Raw genomic sequence first — 16,424 nt, 5'->3', positions numbered from 1 at the left:
TTTGTGAAGGGCAGCCACGAATGGCACGGATGAGCACGAAAAATTAGTGTGAATTGGTGTTATTCGTGGCTGTTTTCATGAATGGCATTGGAGTTTTTATTTGTCATCCTGTATTTTCTCCTGCTTGTAAATTTCGAAGTAATAGTTAATGGAAGCCCGCACTTCGTATTCGGTTGCGGTATAGGGCAACACGTTTTGGGCATTGAACCAAATCATAAACGAATCAGCTTCGGCCTCGTTCAATCCGGTGAGTTTCATCACCACCTCTTTGTTGTAATTTTTCGAGTGCATCTCCCAATTGAGTTCCATTGCCATCGCTTCGCGCACATTGCGCTTGCGGCGCTCCCTGCCGCTAACATAATACTGCAAAAATGAAACAGGATTGAACAATGCAGCCAAAATTGGAGGTTTTTCGTTAAATGCATCCCCACGCAGTTCAGGGGCGATGTCCACTGGCTTTCCGGTTCCAAGCCCCATGTCCATGCCTGGTTTTTCACCTTTCACTTCCACCTCGCCCACAGCATAATTCACGGGATCGATGGTAAAAGTAATCACCTCCTGCCCGTTGTAGTTGTGAGGCACCCGCAACACTTTTTTCTGATAACCCACCGAGGAAACCACCAGGCTGTCGATATTGAGCATCTCGAGTGAGAAATACCCGTCGGAATTGGTAGTGGTACCGCTGTGTGTCCGGTTGTTGATAATATTGGCATACGGAACAGCAGAACTGTCGGCTGAACTGACCAGCCTCCCCTTTAAACGGATAAGAATGGGATCAACCAACAAATCATCGCTTTGTGCCTGGCCACTGAAAGCAGTAGCCACAAGCAAAATCAGTCCGATTAAAATTCCATTTCTCATGCGTTATAATAATTGGTTCCAAAAATATGGAAAAGTTTCTTCCTATTTTTGGGATAACAGTTTTTAACGGAAGTTTTAACAAGATTTAAAAGATTAGTTTTTTCCCAGACAAGGTCAAAATCACCCGGATTGAAAACACGCAAAGCCGGATTTCCCGGCAATGGCTTTATCCAAACAGCTTTTGTCTTATTGCTGGGGCAACCTGAAAAACCAGGGGAGCCGGGAAAAACCGGTTGAGAATGGGCATTTTTAAACCAACTATGAAATAAAGTGTTGTTAATACAAAATAAAAAAGTTCAAATTATGAAAATCAGAAAAGTTAAGTCGCTATGGAACGGCACCCTCAAAGGGGGCAATGGAAAAATGAATATCACGGGTTACAGCGGGCCTTTTACGTTTGCCTCGCGTTTTGAGGAAGGCAAAGGAACCAATCCCGAAGAACTGGTGGGAGCAGCTCAATCGGGCTGTTTCTCAATGTTTCTTGCCGCGCTTCTCAGCGAAGAAGGCCTGGAGCCGGAAAGTATTGAAACCGAAGCTTCAGTTACTTTGGGAGAAGTTGGTGGCGGACCGGCAATTACCAATATCAAGCTCGATTCGACTGTAAAATGCGAGGGGGTATCGCAGGAAAAATTTAACGAGCTTTCGCAAACTGCCAAAGAGAAATGCCCAATTTCAAGACTTTATGCCGGTGGCACAGCGTCCATTGAGCTCGATGCCAAACTGGTTTAAAAAATCAAAATATTCATAAAATTGAAAAGGAGCTTAGATAGCTCCTTTTTTTTAAACATTCATCGGATGACTTCGAGTCATCCGGAATTTTTCTGTTTCCTCCCCCTGGGGAGGCTAAGAGGTGCCTCTATTTCAACCCCGCAATCCGTTCTTCCAGCATTTTTATATTGGCTTCGGCATCGGCATGTTTGGCTTTTTCTTTGGCTACCACTGCTTCCGGCGCATTGTTTACAAACCGCTCGTTACTCAGTTTTTTCATTACTGAATTAAGAAAACCTTTGGCGTATTTCAATTCCTCTTCTAACTTTTTAAGTTCTTCTTCGGTATCAATCAAGCCTTCCAGCGGCACATAAAAACTGGTGGATTTTACCCGGAATGAAGCCGCGCCTTTCACTTCTTCTTCAACTGCATCGAAGGTCGAAAGATTAGCCAGCTTTCTCAAAACCGGATCGAAACCTGCTTCGTAGCCTTTATCGCCTTTCTGAACTTTGAGCTCCAGCGCATCTTTGTTAGGAATGTTTTTCTCTTTGCGGATATTGCGGATTCCCGAAATGGCTTCTTTCACATTTTCAAAAGCAGCTAACATTCCGGTGTCATATTTTTTGGCTTCCGGCATTTGGCTCACCATGATGCTTTCTCCTTCTTTCCGTTCAGAAAGCAGTTGCCAGATTTCTTCAGTAATAAACGGCATAAACGGATGCATCAACCGCAGCAACTGGTCGAACAACTCAACAACTTCAGCATGCGTTTTGGCATCGATGGGTTGCTGGTAGGCAGGTTTCACAATCTCGAGCAGCCACCCTGAGAATTCATCGCGGACTGTGGTGTAAATAGTCATCAGCGCTTCCGAAATCCGGAACTGGTCGAACTGGCCGTTTAGTGTTTCAACTACTTCGCTCAGTTTATTCCGGAACCATTCAATGGCCAGTTTCGAATGTTCGGGCTGCTTAATTTCTGAAGAAACTTCCCAGTTTTTAACCAGCCGGAATGCATTCCAGATTTTAGTGGCAAAACCGGAACCCTGCTGCGGTAGGCTCTCGTCAAACAGCAAATCGCCACCTGCCGGCGAACAAAGCAACATACCCATACGCACACCGTCGGCACCGTATTTTTCAATCAGGTTCAGCGGATCGGGGGAGTTCCCTAACGATTTCGACATTTTCCGGCGTTGTGCATCGCGTACCATTCCGGTGAAATAAACATTTTTGAACGGGTATAAATCTTTGTATTCGTAGCCGGCAATAATCATGCGTGCCACCCAAAAGAAGATGATATCGGGTGCTGTCACCAGGTCTGACGATGGATAATAATAGTTGATGTCTTTATTATCGGGTTCGCGAATTCCGTCGAATACCGAAATAGGCCACAACCAACTCGAAAACCAGGTGTCAAGCACGTCTTCATCCTGACGGAGATCTTCGATTTTTAAATTCGAATTGCCGGTTTTTTCTTTGGCCTGCCCGAGTGCTTCCTCTGCCGATTCGGCGCAGAAATAATTGCCGTCAGAGAAATAATACACCGGAATCTGGTGGCCCCACCACAGCTGGCGACTGATGCACCAATCCTTGATATTGCCCATCCAGTGGCGGTAAATATTTTTGAATTTCGCCGGATAAAAATGGATGGTGTCGTTCATCACGTTTTCCAGTGCGGGTTTTACCAGTTCTTCCATTTTCAGGAACCATTGTACCGAAAGTTTGGGTTCGATGGCTACGTCGGTGCGTTCCGAATAACCCACCTTGTTGGTGTAGTCTTCAACTTTTGCCAGATTCCCCGATTTTTCAAGTTCGGGAACTATTTTTTCGCGCACATCGAACCGGTCTTCCCCCACAAAAATTTCGGCAGCTTCGCTCAAAGTGCCGTTGTCGTTAAAAATATCGATAGTGGGGAGGTTATGCCGCAGCCCGATTTCATAGTCGTTGATGTCGTGTGCTGGTGTAATTTTCAGGCATCCGGTTCCAAATTCCATATCCACGTATTCATCGGCGATAACCGGGATGGAACGGTTGATAAGCGGAACTAAAACACGTTTACCTATCAGGTGTTTAAAACGTTCATCTACAGGGTTTACACAAACGGCAGTGTCACCTAAAATCGTTTCAGGCCGGGTGGTGGCAATGGTGACAGCCCCCTCCGACTCCCCCGGAGGGGGAGAGATAAGAGCCTCCTGGATGGCCTCCAATACTGAATCAATGTTTGCTAATACTTCATCATTTTTAAATCGGATTACTTTATAACCTAATTCATTTAATATTCCTGTTTTGAGTGTATCCAATTTTTGAATTTCAGGATCGACATGATATCCTCCGTCCACTTCAATGACCAGTTTTTTTGGAAGACAAACAAAATCAACAATTATGTCATTAATAATATGTTGTCTTCTGAATTTTTCTCCTAATTTTTTTGCTCTTAGTATTTCCCATAAAACACTTTCTGCTTCAGTAGAAAAGCGACGCATTTCCCTTGCATTCTTTTTCAGAAGTTCATAATCAGCTTTCCTTGCAGTTTTGTATTGCGGCTTCCTGTTCTCCCCCTCGGGGGAGTTAGAGGGGGCTTCTATCTTGTATTTTAAATAATACAGTTTGCTCTGCACTTCTTTGTAAACCACTTCTTCGTCAGAAAGGGCAGTTTTGGCGGCCGGATCCCAGTTTACCATGCGCACACCTCGGTAAATGAGTCCTTTGTTAAACAGGTCGATAAAAATTTTAATCACCGATTCGCTGCGGGCTTCGTCCATAGTGAAAGCCGTGCGTTCCCAGTCGCACGAAGCCCCCAGTTTTTTCAATTGCTCCAGGATGATTCCCCCGTGTTTGTGGGTCCAGTCCCAGGCATGTTTTAGAAACTCCTCACGCGAAAGGTCGTACTTGTCAATTCCTTCGGCTTTCAGCTTGTTCACCACTTTCGCTTCCGTAGCAATGGAAGCGTGGTCGGTTCCCGGCACCCAGCAGGCGTTTTTGCCGGTCATACGCGCGCGGCGCACCAGAATATCCTGGATGGTATTATTGAGCATGTGCCCCATGTGCAACACGCCGGTTACGTTGGGTGGCGGAATAACGATTGTGTAAGGTTCCCGCTCATCCGGTTCCGAATGAAAAAAGTTCTGTTCAGTCCAGTATTTATACCACTTTTGCTCAACGTTGGCCGGGTTGTATTTGCTCGGAATTTCCATGTTTTTCTGATTCAGAATTCTACGTAAAAATTTGAGGTGCAAATATAATATTAAATGTTCAGGGTTCAATGTTCTCCGCAGCCTTAGTTCGTTGTGCGGGTTCAATAATACAATAACAGCCGAATAGAAAAAACAAGGCATTTTTTTTTATACTTTAGCAGGCTGGAATTTTTTGAGCATATTCTGAATGAAACGCATCATTACTGCATTTATTAAATACTACCTGTTTTGGGTGGTTTACTTCACTTTTTTTAAGGTGTTTTTTGTGCTGTACAATTTTTCTGTACTAAGTAATCTGCCCACTTCCGAAATTTGGGGAATTTTTCGCCATGGCATTGTTATGGATTTATCGGTAGCCGGTTATTTAAGCCTTTTGCCGGGTGTAATTTTCGGACTTGGCTACCTGTCAACTGCCCGTTTCAGCACCAGTCTGCTAAAATATTACACCCTGTTGGTAGTAATTTTAATGACAATTCTTGGCATTTCCGACAGCGGATTATACCAGCCCTGGGGAAACCGGCTGAATGCACAACTTTTCGAATACCTGAAAACTCCGGGCGGGGTTATTGCTTCGCTCTCCTGGTGGCAACTAATTCTGATTCCAATACTTTTAACCGGCATAGCCTGGGGGAGTATGTGGCTGTTTAACCGCACGTTGCAGCTGAATAAACTGAAAACCACGCACATGAAATGGCATGGAGTTCCGGTAGTTTTGCTGCTTACCGCGGCACTTATTCTTCCCATTCGCGGAAGTTTAGACAGCTCGCCAATGAACCACAGCAGTGTTTATTTCAGTGAATATTTAGAAGCTAACCAAAGTGCCTATAACTATTTTTGGAACCTCATGCACAGCACTTTTCAGAACAATAAATCGAAAATGACAGTGCATTACATGGACGATACCGAAGCGGAAACCGTGGTTCGCGCCCATGACAAGCCTGCTTTAACTGCCCCGCGGCTTATTCTTCCGAAAGATGGGAAACCAACTAATATCATTCTGGTTTTGCTCGAAAGTTTTTCAAACAAAATTATTGAACCGCTCGGAGGATTACCGGGAGTTACCAACCGGCTGAATGAATTTTGTGAAGAGGGACTTGCATTTCCAAACTTTTATTCAACCGGAAACCGATCCGATAGAGGAATGTCGGCCCTTATCGGCGGATTCCCATCGGACATGCGTCGCACCACAGCACTTGCGTTTCCTGACAGGTTGTCGCAACTCGATTACCTGCCCCGCTATTTTGCTAATATGGGGTACAACATGTCGTTTTACTACGGCGGCGATGTGAACTTTTACAACACCCGTGCTGTGATGATTGAATCCGGAATAAAAAAAATTGTGTCGAAAGAAAACTTCCCGCTCAAACTTGGGCGAAAACAAAACTGGGGTGTCCCCGACGAATATTTGTATGCCCGTTTGTTTAATGATTTAAAAAGTGAGCCACAGCCCTTTTTTAGCATGGTTTACACAATCAGCAGCCACGAGCCATTCGATATTGAAGGGTACAAAAAATTTAACGGAAGCAGCGTGGAACAAAAATATTTAAACGTGGCCGCATACGCCGACAGTTGTTTGGGCAATTTTATCGACTCGCTTAAACAAACTGATTACTGGGAAAATACGCTGGTAATTATCACTTCCGACCACACCTCGCTCCAGCCCGGACCAAGCAATATTATTGAACCATCTTCCTATAATATCCCGCTGATTATGATTGGCGGGGTAATTCCCGAACACCGGGTTTGTGAATGCTTTGGGAATCAAAATGATTTGGGGCCGATGCTGCTGAAACAACTTGGCCAAAAGCACAAACCTGACATCCTTTCGAAAGATTTTCTGGTTGAAGGAGATTATGCTTTCTATTTCCGGCAGGAAGGCTGGGGATTTGTATCGCCCGAAATGGGTTGGTTTTATAACGTAAATACAAATATGCAGGATTTCTTTTACAATTATTCGCCTGAAAAAACCGATTCGGTCATGCATTTTGCAAAGGCTTATGTACAATATTTACATAACGTGCCCTTCAATAAAATGTAAATACTATGGTGCAAAAAATTACCTTCATCATCAATCCTGTTGCCGGGCCGCACGATAATCTCAAATACATGGGGGTGCTGAAAAAATCACTAAAAAAGAGTAATATTCCGTTTCGCACCAAAGTCACAAAACATAAAAACCATGCTGCCCAACTGGCTCAAAATCAAATAAAGCAAGAAGGAAATGCGGTGATTGTGTCCATTGGTGGGGACGGCACTTTTAACGAAGTGGCATCGGAACTGGTCAACAGCAAAGCTTCACTGGGACACATTCCGCGCGGATCGGGAAACGGACTGGCACGGATGCTTAATATTACCGGGGCGTTGAAAAAAGTGAGAACTTACCTTGCAAACCCAACAATTCAAAAAATCGATGCGGGCAAAATCGGGGAAAAATATTTTTTCTGCACCTCCGGTTTTGGTTTCGATGCGTTAATTGCCCGGTATTTTGAAAAAAGCAACAAACGAGGGCTGAAAAGCTATGTCTTCTTCATCATAAAAAATTTCTTCCGTTTTAAAGGAGTGGAAGCCGATTTTGAACTGGATGGTGAGCGGTTTTCGGGCCGTTTTTTTACGGTTACCATTGCCAACGCCAACCAGTACGGCAACAATGCTTTTATTGCTCCCAAAGCTGAAATCAACGATGGTTATCTGGATGTTACCTTAATTCGTCCATTCCCCCGGTGGTACACGCCGCTGATAACACTGGCACTTTTTGGCAAGTGGCTGGATAAACTTCCGTATGTTGATACCCGCAAAGTGAAACACATAAAAATCAACCACGTTGCTTCCACCTGTTTTCACCGCGATGGCGATGCAGATGAACTTTCATTTCCAACGAATATTTCTGTAATACCGGATGCAATACAATTACTGGTTCCCAAACAAAAATGACAGTAAAATTATCCTGAAATCACACCAATTATCGCTTCTCCAAACAACAATTACAGTTTTACTGAAATAAAAAGCAAATCATCATAAATTGAGCATCGTTTTGTTTCCTTTGCTGAAAAAAGCTATCTTAAATGGCAAAATAAACAAGTAAAAAATGGACAACAAGCAACACAATTCGTTTATGCAGCGGGCCATTGAGTTGGCAGAAAAAGGGATGAACAATGGATTTGGCGGACCGTTTGGCGCCGTTGTGGTGAAAGACGGGAAAATAGTTGGGGAAGGTTACAACAGTGTCATTCACAATAACGATCCCACTGCCCATGCTGAAGTGCTTGCCATCAGAGAGGCTTGTAAAAACCTTACCTCTTTTGAACTGAACGACTGCACCATTTACACTTCGTGCGAACCCTGCCCGATGTGCCTCGGGGCTATTTACTGGGCACGAATAAGTAAAGTAGTTTACGCCTGCACCAAAGAAGATGCGGCGCAAATCAGCTTCGACGATGACGATTTTTACGGGGAGATAGCAAAAGATATGAAACACCGGAAAATTGATTTTGAAGAGCTAATGCGCGATAAAGCGTTACCACTGTTCAGCAAATGGAAAATGAAGCCTGATAAAAAAAACTACTAAAAAGGTTCGGGTTACTGGAAAATCCGGGAGGCTGCTTTTTTCAGTCCTTTCATTATATTTGAATGAAAATTTAAAGTTCCAACTAATGAATTCATGAATATTGAATCCTTCCGCCGGTTGCTAAAATATTGTTTCATCTTAATCGTTTCTCTTTGTTTCTGTGGTTCGTCTGCCGGCCAGGAACAAAAAGTAGTGCGCGATTTGGGGCTGTGGACAGAAATCAAGCTGGAGAAAGAAGTTATTAATAATTTGGAAATCTTTTTCAGTCAGCACCTGCGACTTCACAAAAATATGACAGGCTTCGACGATTACATTTCGGAAGCCGGGCTGGATTACAAAATCAATTCAAATTTCGACATTGGAGCCGCCGGCCGTTACACCCGCAACAACCATTTCGACAATCTTGCCGAAAACGATTACCGCTACGATTTGTATTTCAGTTACGACACAAACATCAGTGAAAAATTAAAAATATTTGCACGGGCCAAATACCAGAAAGAATTTTACCGGTCGGGGGTTTTTAATGAATTTTTGCACTATTTTGAAACGACTTACCGCTATCGCATGAAACTGGAATTTGCAAAAGATGAGAAACACGCATTTTATGGCTCTGCCGAGTTTTTCAGGCTGGCCAAAAAATCACGCGAACCGTTTTGGGATAAATACCGCATCTGGCTGGGCGATGAAATCGCCGGGGGTTTTGGCGATTTTGATTTGGCCTGGGGAATCGAACACGAGCTGAATGCAATGAATCCCTACACCTATTTTATCCTGAAAGTGAATTATACCATTGAATTGTAGTGCGCATGAGTAAAAAATGGCTGACATATTTCATTCTCCTGTTTCCGATAATTTTTCACTCGTGCTATCTTGAAGAAACAGTGTTCGATGCCGAACCCGACGATGCACTGAATCTGCCGGCTTTGCTGAAGTTGAATGGCAAACAGTGCTTTTTCGATGCACCTCAAAACATGCTTCGTTATTCGCTAACAGAAGATTCATCCGACTTTTCGCCGTTTGTGGAACACAATCGCAATTCCTTACTGACATTCAACGGCAAGACTCTTGACAACAACAAAATAAATCCTTTTGGTGAAATTGAGATTGGAAAAACCTATCCGCTGACAATAGAAAATAACGGAACGCAACAGCAGTTTAAATTTGTTTTTACAAATCTTCCGGTAGTTCAAATTATTTCCGATTCCGAAATTTACGACGAGCCCAAAACACTGGCGAAAATTCAGATTACTGAGACTGAATCAGCTTCCACCTTTTCATCTTTCGCCGGTATCGAACGCCGCGGAAAGTTTTCGAAATATTTCGATAAACGCTCCATGGGATTTGCGCTTTGGAAAAATATGAACAGCATTAGCGAATATTCTGCCCCTGTTCTGGGATTTCAACCGAACAGCGACTGGATTTTGAACAGCACCGTTGTGGACCCGTCGCGCATCCGCAACCTGGTTTCACTTGAAATATGGAACAATCTGCCGGGATGGGAAAATGAAGAAAATCTGAATTACACCGAAATTCATTCAAAACCGGTTGAAGTGTTTCTGAACAATAAGTTGCAGGGAATTTATATTTTTTCTGAACGAATCAATCGTGAATTTCTGGAAGCCGGCAACGAAGCGGTGCTTTACAAAGCCATCGACTGGTCGGATGGCGCCACCCGCTTCGAACGCTTCAATCCCAAATCGTCGAACAACCGGTTCTGGAACGGATGGGAGCAGGAAATTCCCGACCCCGATTCTGTGCTGAACTGGAAACCGCTGGAAAATTTGTATGCACTTGCCGTTCATGCATCCGATGAAACATTCAAAAATACCATCTCCTCCCAAATCGATTTGGAAAATTTCATCGATTATTTTTTGCTGCTGAATCTGACTTCAGCCGGCGACAATACCGGAAAAAATATGTTCTTCTACAAAGAAAACAGCAGCGCCCCGTTTCAAATTATCCCGTGGGATTTGGATGGTGCCTGGGGAATTCGTTACGACGGAACCAGAACCGGTTATGAATCTGTTTTAACCAACCATCTCTTTGATCGGCTGGTTGAAATCAATGCCGGAAATTTGAAACAGAAGCTGAAAAACCGCTGGTTCTATCTGCGGGAAAATAATTTTTCTGAAGAACAACTAATTCGGCTTTTCGCCTACTATTTCAGCGAAATAGAAGAATCAGGGATTATCGTTCACGAAAACAGAATTTGGAATGAAAACCTCAATTTTGATGCAGAAAGAAGCTACATTGAAACCTGGATAGAAAACCGACTTATTTTTCTCGATGAATATTTCAGTCAGTTGTAACTTCCTTTTACAAGGCAGTTACCCCATTATCATTCCAATTATCGTAGCGCTCATCAGCGATGCCAGCGTTCCGGCCAGCAGCGCCCGCATTCCAAACTGAGAAAGCAGCACCCTCCTTTTTGGTGCCAATGCACCAATTCCGCCAATCTGAATTCCGATGGACGAGCAGTTGGCAAAACCGCATAAAATATAGGTGGCCATGATAATCGATTTTGGATTGGAAAGCACGCCGCTCGATTTTAATTCTGCCAGGCTGATATACCCGATAAATTCGGTCAGAATTAGTTTTTCGCCCAACAAACGGCCAACCGAAATGATGTCTTCACCCGCTACGCCGATCAGCCACATGAGCGGGGCAAACGTGTACCCCAGGATAAACTGGAGCGAAAGTCCGTCGTAACGGCCATTGGTTCCTTCCACAATCAGTTCGTTGAGAGTGGTCCATTCTCCGATTTTCCCCACAATAAAATTAAACATGGCAATAAATGCGATGAAGGCCAGCAACATGGCAGCCACGTTCACCGCCAGTTTTACACCCTCGCTGGTTCCGTTGGTAATGGCATCGAGCACGTTGCTGCCAATTTTTTCTTTGCTCACTTCAATTTGTTTGTTAATGGCATCGGTAGGTGGAACAAGCATTTTTGAAAAAATAATGGCTGCCGGTGCGGCCATCACCGATGCGGTGAGCAGGTGTTTTGCAAATTCGAGCCTCAACACAGGGTCGTCGCCGCCAAGCATGGCAATGTAGGCTGCCAGCACACCCCCGGCCAGCGTGGCCATCCCGCCGGTCATCACCAGCAGAATTTCCGATTTGCTCATTTTATCTAAGTAGGCTTTAATCATAAGCGGCGATTCGGTTTGTCCCAGGAAAATGTTCCCGGCAACCGACAAGGCCTCGGCTCCCGAAATTTTCAGCGCCTTTGTGAAAACCCATGCGAGTCCGTAAACCACTTTCTGGATGATTCCCCAGTAAAACAAGAGGCTGGTGAGTGCCGAAAAGAAAATTATGGTGGGCAGCACCTGAAATAAAAAGATGTAACCGTAAGTGTCGGCGTCCATCAAATCGCCCAGCAGGAATTCGCTGCCTGCTTTGGTGAAATCGAGTATCTTAACAAATATCTGTCCGAAAAATTCAAAAATGACCCGAATAAACGGAACGTACAACACCCCCACGGCCAGAAGAATTTGGATAACCAAACCAACAATAACCGTTCGCCACGGAATGTTGCGGCGGTTGGAACTGAAAAGAAAACCAATAAAAATGAGAACGGCCATTCCAAGCATTCCCCGTAAAATAGTGGTAAAGGAAAAAGGTGTTTCGCGTTCGCCTGATAACAGCAGCACCGAGTTGTCGGAGGTAGTATCTTCAACTGCCGATACCTGCTCTGTAGTTTTTGGAGCTGGTTCCGGATCTTGCGCCTGAACGGGCTGAAAAAAGAAAATGCCGGTAATCACGACCAGCATAAAAAGAAGTTGTTTCATCTTTTAAAAAGGTTAATTTTTTTTGCGGTTATTGATTTCATCTCTCAGCACCGAGGCTTTTTCGTAATCTTCATTCTGAACGGCTTCGTTTAGCAACTCTTCCAGCTCCTGCATGGTGTATTGCGAAAAAGAAGAAGTTCCTGAAGAACCAGCCTTTTTCTCCGGTGCTTCTTTTTCCGAACCCTTTATTTCATCCGATTCGAGCACTATTCCAGCTTTGGAAAGAATACCTTCGGTGGTGTAAATGGGGCACCTGAAACGAAGTGCCAGCGCCACAGCATCAGAAGTTCGTGAATCAATTTTCACCTCTTTGCCGTCCATTTCACACAATAATTCGGAGTAAAATATTCCTTCTTCCAGTTTATAAATAGTCACCTCAAGCAACACAATCTCAAAAGCCTGGGCAATATTTTAATCAAATCGTGGGTCAGCGGGCGGGGTGGTTTCAACCCTTCCAGCTGAATGGCAATGGCCTGGGCTTCAACCGGGCCAATGATAATAGGCATGCGGCGCTCACCTTTTTCTTCTGCCAAAACAAGCGCGTAAGCTCCTGATTGTGTCTGGCTTACCGAAAGCCCCAAGATGTTTAAACGAATTTTTTGCATTACAGATTCTGCCTCGTTTTTTATGTGAAAACAAATATAACAATCATTTTTGTTTTAGCTAAGGTTCACAAACGGAAGTACGGAATCTTTCCTTCCGTGATTGATTTTTATCATAAATCCTGCTCTTGAAAAATACAAACAAAAACGTTCATTGTTGAATTAAAAGCTGAAATGATTGATATGGTTTTGCTTTCATTAATTTTTTTAGCCTGTCTCCACGAATCATTTTTTATCTTTGCGGCTTAAAATCAGATTTTCAAAAAAATGGAATACAAGTTCGCCGAAATTGAGCCAAGGTGGCAAAAATACTGGGAAGAAAACAAAACGTTTAAAACGGAGGATGATTTTTCCAAACCGAAATACTACATCCTCGATATGTTTCCCTACCCGTCGGGGGCCGGATTACACGTAGGCCATCCGGAAGGATACACTGCAACTGACATCATCAGCCGCTACAAGCGGATGAAAGGTTTTAACGTGCTTCATCCTATGGGTTACGATGCCTTTGGCCTGCCGGCCGAACAGTATGCCATGCAAACCGGAACCCACCCGGCTGTTACCACCAACAAAAACTGCGACAATTTTCGGCGGCAAATTAAAGCCATTGGACTGAGCTACGACTGGGACCGCGAAATAAATACCACTGATCCGCATTATTTTAAATGGACGCAGTGGATTTTCAAGCAGCTGTACAGCACCTGGTTCGACGAAGAACAACAAAAAGGACGCCCCATTTCCGAACTGCCGATGCCCGACGAGATTCAGGCCAAAGGTAAAAAAGCGGTAAATGAATACATTGCCGGGAAACGGCTGGCTTATTACGACAACGCCCAGGTGTGGTGGTGTAGCTCGTGCAAAACGGTTTGTGCCAACGAAGAAGTACTCACTGACGGGTCGCACGAAAAATGCGGCAACCAGGTTATCCGGAAAAACCTGAAGCAATGGCTGCTACGTATTCCGCATTATGCTGAACGGTTGTTACAGGGGCTCGATGATCTCGACTGGCCGGCAGGAGTAAAAGACATGCAGAAAAACTGGATTGGTAAATCCACCGGCGCTGAAGTCGATTTTCAAATTAACGGCTTGAATGAAAAACTGCGTGTTTACACCACTCGTCCCGATACGCTGTTTGGAGCTACCTACATGGTTATTGCCCCCGAACATCAGCTGGCTGAAAAAATTGCCGCTCAGGAGAAAAAAAGTGATGTTGAAGAATATATAAAAACTGCCGCTCTGAAATCGGATCTCGACCGGACGGATTTGGCTAAAGAAAAAACCGGGGTGTTTACCGGGCGCTACGCCATCAATCCGGTGAACAACAAAAAAATTCCAATCTGGGTAGCCGACTATGTGTTAATGGGCTACGGCACCGGCGCTATTATGGCTGTTCCGGCGCACGACACCCGCGACTTCGAATTCGCCAAGGAATTTGACATTCCGATTACCTGCATCCTCGATCCAAAAGATGCCGAAGGCCGCGACGAAATTCTGGCCGGCGACAAATGCTGGACTGAGGACGGAGAGTACATCAACTCTTCAAATGAAGAAACCGGGCTCAACATTAACGGGCTCAACAAAGAGGCCGGAATTAAAAAAACCATTGAGTGGCTCGAAAAAAACGATTTGGGAAAAGCCACTGTAAATTTTAAAATGCGCGATTGGCTGTTCAGCCGCCAGCGTTACTGGGGCGAACCGTTCCCGGTTATTCACTGGGAAGACGGCGAAGTTTCTTTGCTCGATGACGAGGAATTGCCGTTGCTCCTTCCTGAACTGGAAAAATACACACCCGGAGAAGCTGGCGAGTCACCGTTGTCCAACGCCACAGAGTGGTTGCATGTAACCGACAAAAACGGTCGAAAAGGCCGCCGCGAAACCAATACCATGCCACAGTGGGCCGGTTCATGCTGGTACTACCTGCGTTTCATCGACCCGAAAAACGATGAAAAGATTTTCAATCCACAAAAAGAAAATTACTGGATGCCCGTTGATTTGTACATTGGCGGTGCCGAACATGCCGTGCTTCACCTTTTGTATTCACGTTTCTGGCACAAAGTGCTGTTCGATCTGGGCATTGTTTCCACCGACGAGCCGTTCCAAAAACTTTACAACCAGGGAATGATCCTCGCATTTGCCTATGAAACTTCAGCAGGAGCAAAGGTTTCGCAGGATTTGGTGAAAGAACGCGACGGGCACTACTTCCACAAAGAAACCGGAGAAGAGCTGAAACAGATTGTGGCAAAAATGTCGAAATCGCTGAAAAATGTGGTGAACCCCGACGATGTGATCGCAAACTACGGCGCCGACTCGTTACGGCTCTACGAAATGTTTATGGGGCCTCTCGACGAGCGCAAACCGTGGGCCGAAAACGGAGTGAAAGGTGTCCATAACTTTCTGAACCGTGTCTTCCGGTTTTTTGCCGACACAACTAATATTGGTGATGGAGATGAGGCCAAGGAAGTGGCAAAACTGCTTCACCAAACAATCCAAAAAGTAGAGTCGGACATCGAAAACCTGAAGTTCAACACGGCAATTTCAGCATTGATGGTTTTCAATAACCTGGCAATTAAAAAGGGCAAGGTAACCAAACAAACGGCAGAAACATTTAACAAAATACTTTCACCTTTTGCGCCCCATCTGGCTGAAGAATTATGGTCGATTTACGGAAACAAACAAACACTTGCCTACGAGCCGTGGCCGCAGGTGAATGAGAACCTGTTGAAAGAGGACAGCTTTGAATATCCGGTTTCGTTTAACGGCAAAATGCGATTTAAAACTGAATTGCCGCTGGATATGCCAAAAGATGAAATCGAGAAAACAATTTTATCGGATGAACGGGCGCAAAAGTGGCTGGAAGGAAAAGAAGTTCGTAAATTTATATTTGTGCCGAAAAAAATTATTAACGTGGCAGTGGGATAAAGTGAACTGATAGAGTATTTGGTAAGGTTAATTTACCTCTCGCAAAGACGCTAAGTCGCAAAGAAATATTACAAAGAGATAGAACAATGAAAAATTCATGGGCATTTATTCTGGGCATTTCGGTGATTATTGCTTTTGGTTTGTGGGGTTGGTTTTTTCAGCAATCGAGGCAGGTACAGCAAACCGTGCGGGTAGTTGGCTATGGCACCGAGGAATTTGACAGTGACCTGGTAAAATGGACGGTCAGTTTTTCAGAACGCGTTTCGCTGAACGGAACCGAGGAGGGGTACAAAACTATGGCCCGCAAACTCGGGGATTTCCAAAATATATGGGAACAAACCGGCATTGAAGCATCGGAGTTTAAAATTTTCCCGGTAAACGTAAACCGCGAATACGGGCAGGGCGGTCACAGCGGTTACACACTAACTCAGCGGGTTTACATTGTTTCAAACGAGATTGAAAAAGTGGAACAACTGGCCATCGACCCGAAGTTGTTTGTTAATAGCGGGGTAACGTTCGATAATTCAACCATGGAATTTTTCAGTACCGAAATTGAGGAAATCAAAAAGCAGCTACTGGGAAAAGCCACTCAAAATGCATTTGAACGCGCCGAAGAAATTACCTCAACCACCGATTTAGAAGTGGACCAGCTCATTTCAGCCCGGGCAGGTGTGTTTCAGATTACTGAGCCCTACTCCACCGAAGTGGCCGGCTACGGAATTCACAACACCAGCTCGGCCCGGAAAAATATCAAGGTAACCGTTTCAGCAGAATTTACGCTGAAATAG

12 protein-coding genes and 1 pseudogene are annotated in these 16,424 nt (G+C 44.5%); 8 read left to right on the top strand and 5 right to left on the bottom strand.

Annotated elements, in window-relative coordinates; all coding sequences use genetic code 11:
- Positions 1 to 96 precede the first annotated feature (96 nt).
- Positions 97 to 861 carry a carboxypeptidase-like regulatory domain-containing protein gene (locus BUC07_RS15190; RefSeq protein WP_073171323.1) on the bottom strand — a complete coding sequence of 255 codons (765 nt, stop codon included), beginning with the start codon at positions 859 to 861 and terminating at the stop codon, positions 97 to 99.
- Positions 862 to 1,164: 303 nt separating this feature from the next.
- Here BUC07_RS15190 and BUC07_RS15185 point away from each other — a divergent pair, with 303 nt between their 5' ends.
- On the top strand, positions 1,165 to 1,590 hold the full coding sequence (locus BUC07_RS15185) for an OsmC family peroxiredoxin (RefSeq protein WP_073171384.1): 426 nt from the start codon (positions 1,165 to 1,167) through the stop codon (positions 1,588 to 1,590).
- 127 nt (positions 1,591 to 1,717) lie between these two features.
- Here the strand turns inward: BUC07_RS15185 and BUC07_RS15180 are convergent, their stop codons facing one another.
- Positions 1,718 to 4,759: a valine--tRNA ligase gene (locus tag BUC07_RS15180; protein WP_073171321.1), complete on the bottom strand. Its 3,042-nt coding sequence runs from the start codon at positions 4,757 to 4,759 to the stop codon at positions 1,718 to 1,720.
- Between the two features lie 187 nt (positions 4,760 to 4,946).
- Between BUC07_RS15180 and BUC07_RS15175 the strand changes: the two genes are divergently transcribed.
- From BUC07_RS15175 to BUC07_RS15155, 5 genes are all read left to right on the top strand, one after another.
- Positions 4,947 to 6,797 carry an LTA synthase family protein gene (locus BUC07_RS15175; protein WP_073171318.1) on the top strand — a complete coding sequence of 617 codons (1,851 nt, stop codon included), beginning with the start codon at positions 4,947 to 4,949 and terminating at the stop codon, positions 6,795 to 6,797.
- 5 nt (positions 6,798 to 6,802) lie between these two features.
- Positions 6,803 to 7,690: a diacylglycerol/lipid kinase family protein gene (locus BUC07_RS15170; RefSeq protein ID WP_073171315.1), complete on the top strand. Its 888-nt coding sequence runs from the start codon at positions 6,803 to 6,805 to the stop codon at positions 7,688 to 7,690.
- 154 nt (positions 7,691 to 7,844) lie between these two features.
- Positions 7,845 to 8,324 carry a nucleoside deaminase gene (locus tag BUC07_RS15165; RefSeq protein WP_073171312.1) on the top strand — a complete coding sequence of 160 codons (480 nt, stop codon included), beginning with the start codon at positions 7,845 to 7,847 and terminating at the stop codon, positions 8,322 to 8,324.
- Positions 8,325 to 8,417: 93 nt separating this feature from the next.
- Entirely contained in the window at positions 8,418 to 9,125 is a 708-nt protein-coding gene (locus BUC07_RS15160) for a DUF2490 domain-containing protein (protein ID WP_073171309.1), read from the top strand.
- A gap of 5 nt (positions 9,126 to 9,130) precedes the next feature.
- Positions 9,131 to 10,633: a CotH kinase family protein gene (locus tag BUC07_RS15155; protein WP_073171306.1), complete on the top strand. Its 1,503-nt coding sequence runs from the start codon at positions 9,131 to 9,133 to the stop codon at positions 10,631 to 10,633.
- Positions 10,634 to 10,651: 18 nt separating this feature from the next.
- On the opposite strand, the gene BUC07_RS15150 is transcribed toward BUC07_RS15155, so the two are convergent.
- From BUC07_RS15150 to BUC07_RS21535, 3 genes and pseudogenes are all read right to left on the bottom strand, one after another.
- Positions 10,652 to 12,115, bottom strand: coding sequence for a NupC/NupG family nucleoside CNT transporter (locus tag BUC07_RS15150; RefSeq protein WP_073171303.1), 1,464 nt, complete (start codon positions 12,113 to 12,115; stop codon positions 10,652 to 10,654).
- Between the two features lie 12 nt (positions 12,116 to 12,127).
- Positions 12,128 to 12,229: a UvrB/UvrC motif-containing protein gene (locus BUC07_RS21540; protein WP_245792717.1), complete on the bottom strand. Its 102-nt coding sequence runs from the start codon at positions 12,227 to 12,229 to the stop codon at positions 12,128 to 12,130.
- A 150-nt stretch (positions 12,230 to 12,379) separates the two neighbouring features.
- Positions 12,380 to 12,621 (bottom strand): annotated as a pseudogene (locus BUC07_RS21535) (bifunctional nuclease family protein); the annotation flags it as partial.
- Positions 12,622 to 12,984: 363 nt separating this feature from the next.
- Between BUC07_RS21535 and leuS the strand changes: the two are divergent.
- Positions 12,985 to 15,636: a leucine--tRNA ligase gene (gene leuS / locus BUC07_RS15140; protein ID WP_073171300.1), complete on the top strand. Its 2,652-nt coding sequence runs from the start codon at positions 12,985 to 12,987 to the stop codon at positions 15,634 to 15,636.
- Between the two features lie 86 nt (positions 15,637 to 15,722).
- Positions 15,723 to 16,424 carry an SIMPL domain-containing protein gene (locus BUC07_RS15135; RefSeq protein WP_073171297.1) on the top strand — a complete coding sequence of 234 codons (702 nt, stop codon included), beginning with the start codon at positions 15,723 to 15,725 and terminating at the stop codon, positions 16,422 to 16,424.

This window comes from Tangfeifania diversioriginum (assembly GCF_900141875.1).
In the GTDB taxonomy this organism is placed as follows: Bacteria; Bacteroidota; Bacteroidia; order Bacteroidales; family Prolixibacteraceae; genus Tangfeifania; species Tangfeifania diversioriginum.
Note: the sequence above shows the minus strand (reverse complement) of the source record. Positions and strands in the feature narration are given on the sequence as shown.

Excerpts from the sequence above, each read along its gene's own strand:
- BUC07_RS15190 (WP_073171323.1), bottom strand. The coding sequence starts at position 861 with ATGAGAAATGGAATTTTAATCGGACTGATTTTGCTTGTGGCTACTGCT.
- BUC07_RS15185 (WP_073171384.1), top strand. The coding sequence starts at position 1,165 with ATGAAAATCAGAAAAGTTAAGTCGCTATGGAACGGCACCCTCAAAGGG.
- BUC07_RS15180 (WP_073171321.1), bottom strand. The coding sequence starts at position 4,759 with ATGGAAATTCCGAGCAAATACAACCCGGCCAACGTTGAGCAAAAGTGG.
- BUC07_RS15175 (WP_073171318.1), top strand. The coding sequence starts at position 4,947 with ATGAAACGCATCATTACTGCATTTATTAAATACTACCTGTTTTGGGTG.
- BUC07_RS15170 (WP_073171315.1), top strand. The coding sequence starts at position 6,803 with ATGGTGCAAAAAATTACCTTCATCATCAATCCTGTTGCCGGGCCGCAC.
- BUC07_RS15165 (WP_073171312.1), top strand. The coding sequence starts at position 7,845 with ATGGACAACAAGCAACACAATTCGTTTATGCAGCGGGCCATTGAGTTG.
- BUC07_RS15160 (WP_073171309.1), top strand. The coding sequence starts at position 8,418 with ATGAATATTGAATCCTTCCGCCGGTTGCTAAAATATTGTTTCATCTTA.
- BUC07_RS15155 (WP_073171306.1), top strand. The coding sequence starts at position 9,131 with ATGAGTAAAAAATGGCTGACATATTTCATTCTCCTGTTTCCGATAATT.
- BUC07_RS15150 (WP_073171303.1), bottom strand. The coding sequence starts at position 12,115 with ATGAAACAACTTCTTTTTATGCTGGTCGTGATTACCGGCATTTTCTTT.
- BUC07_RS21540 (WP_245792717.1), bottom strand. The coding sequence starts at position 12,229 with ATGCAGGAGCTGGAAGAGTTGCTAAACGAAGCCGTTCAGAATGAAGAT.
- leuS (WP_073171300.1), top strand. The coding sequence starts at position 12,985 with ATGGAATACAAGTTCGCCGAAATTGAGCCAAGGTGGCAAAAATACTGG.
- BUC07_RS15135 (WP_073171297.1), top strand. The coding sequence starts at position 15,723 with ATGAAAAATTCATGGGCATTTATTCTGGGCATTTCGGTGATTATTGCT.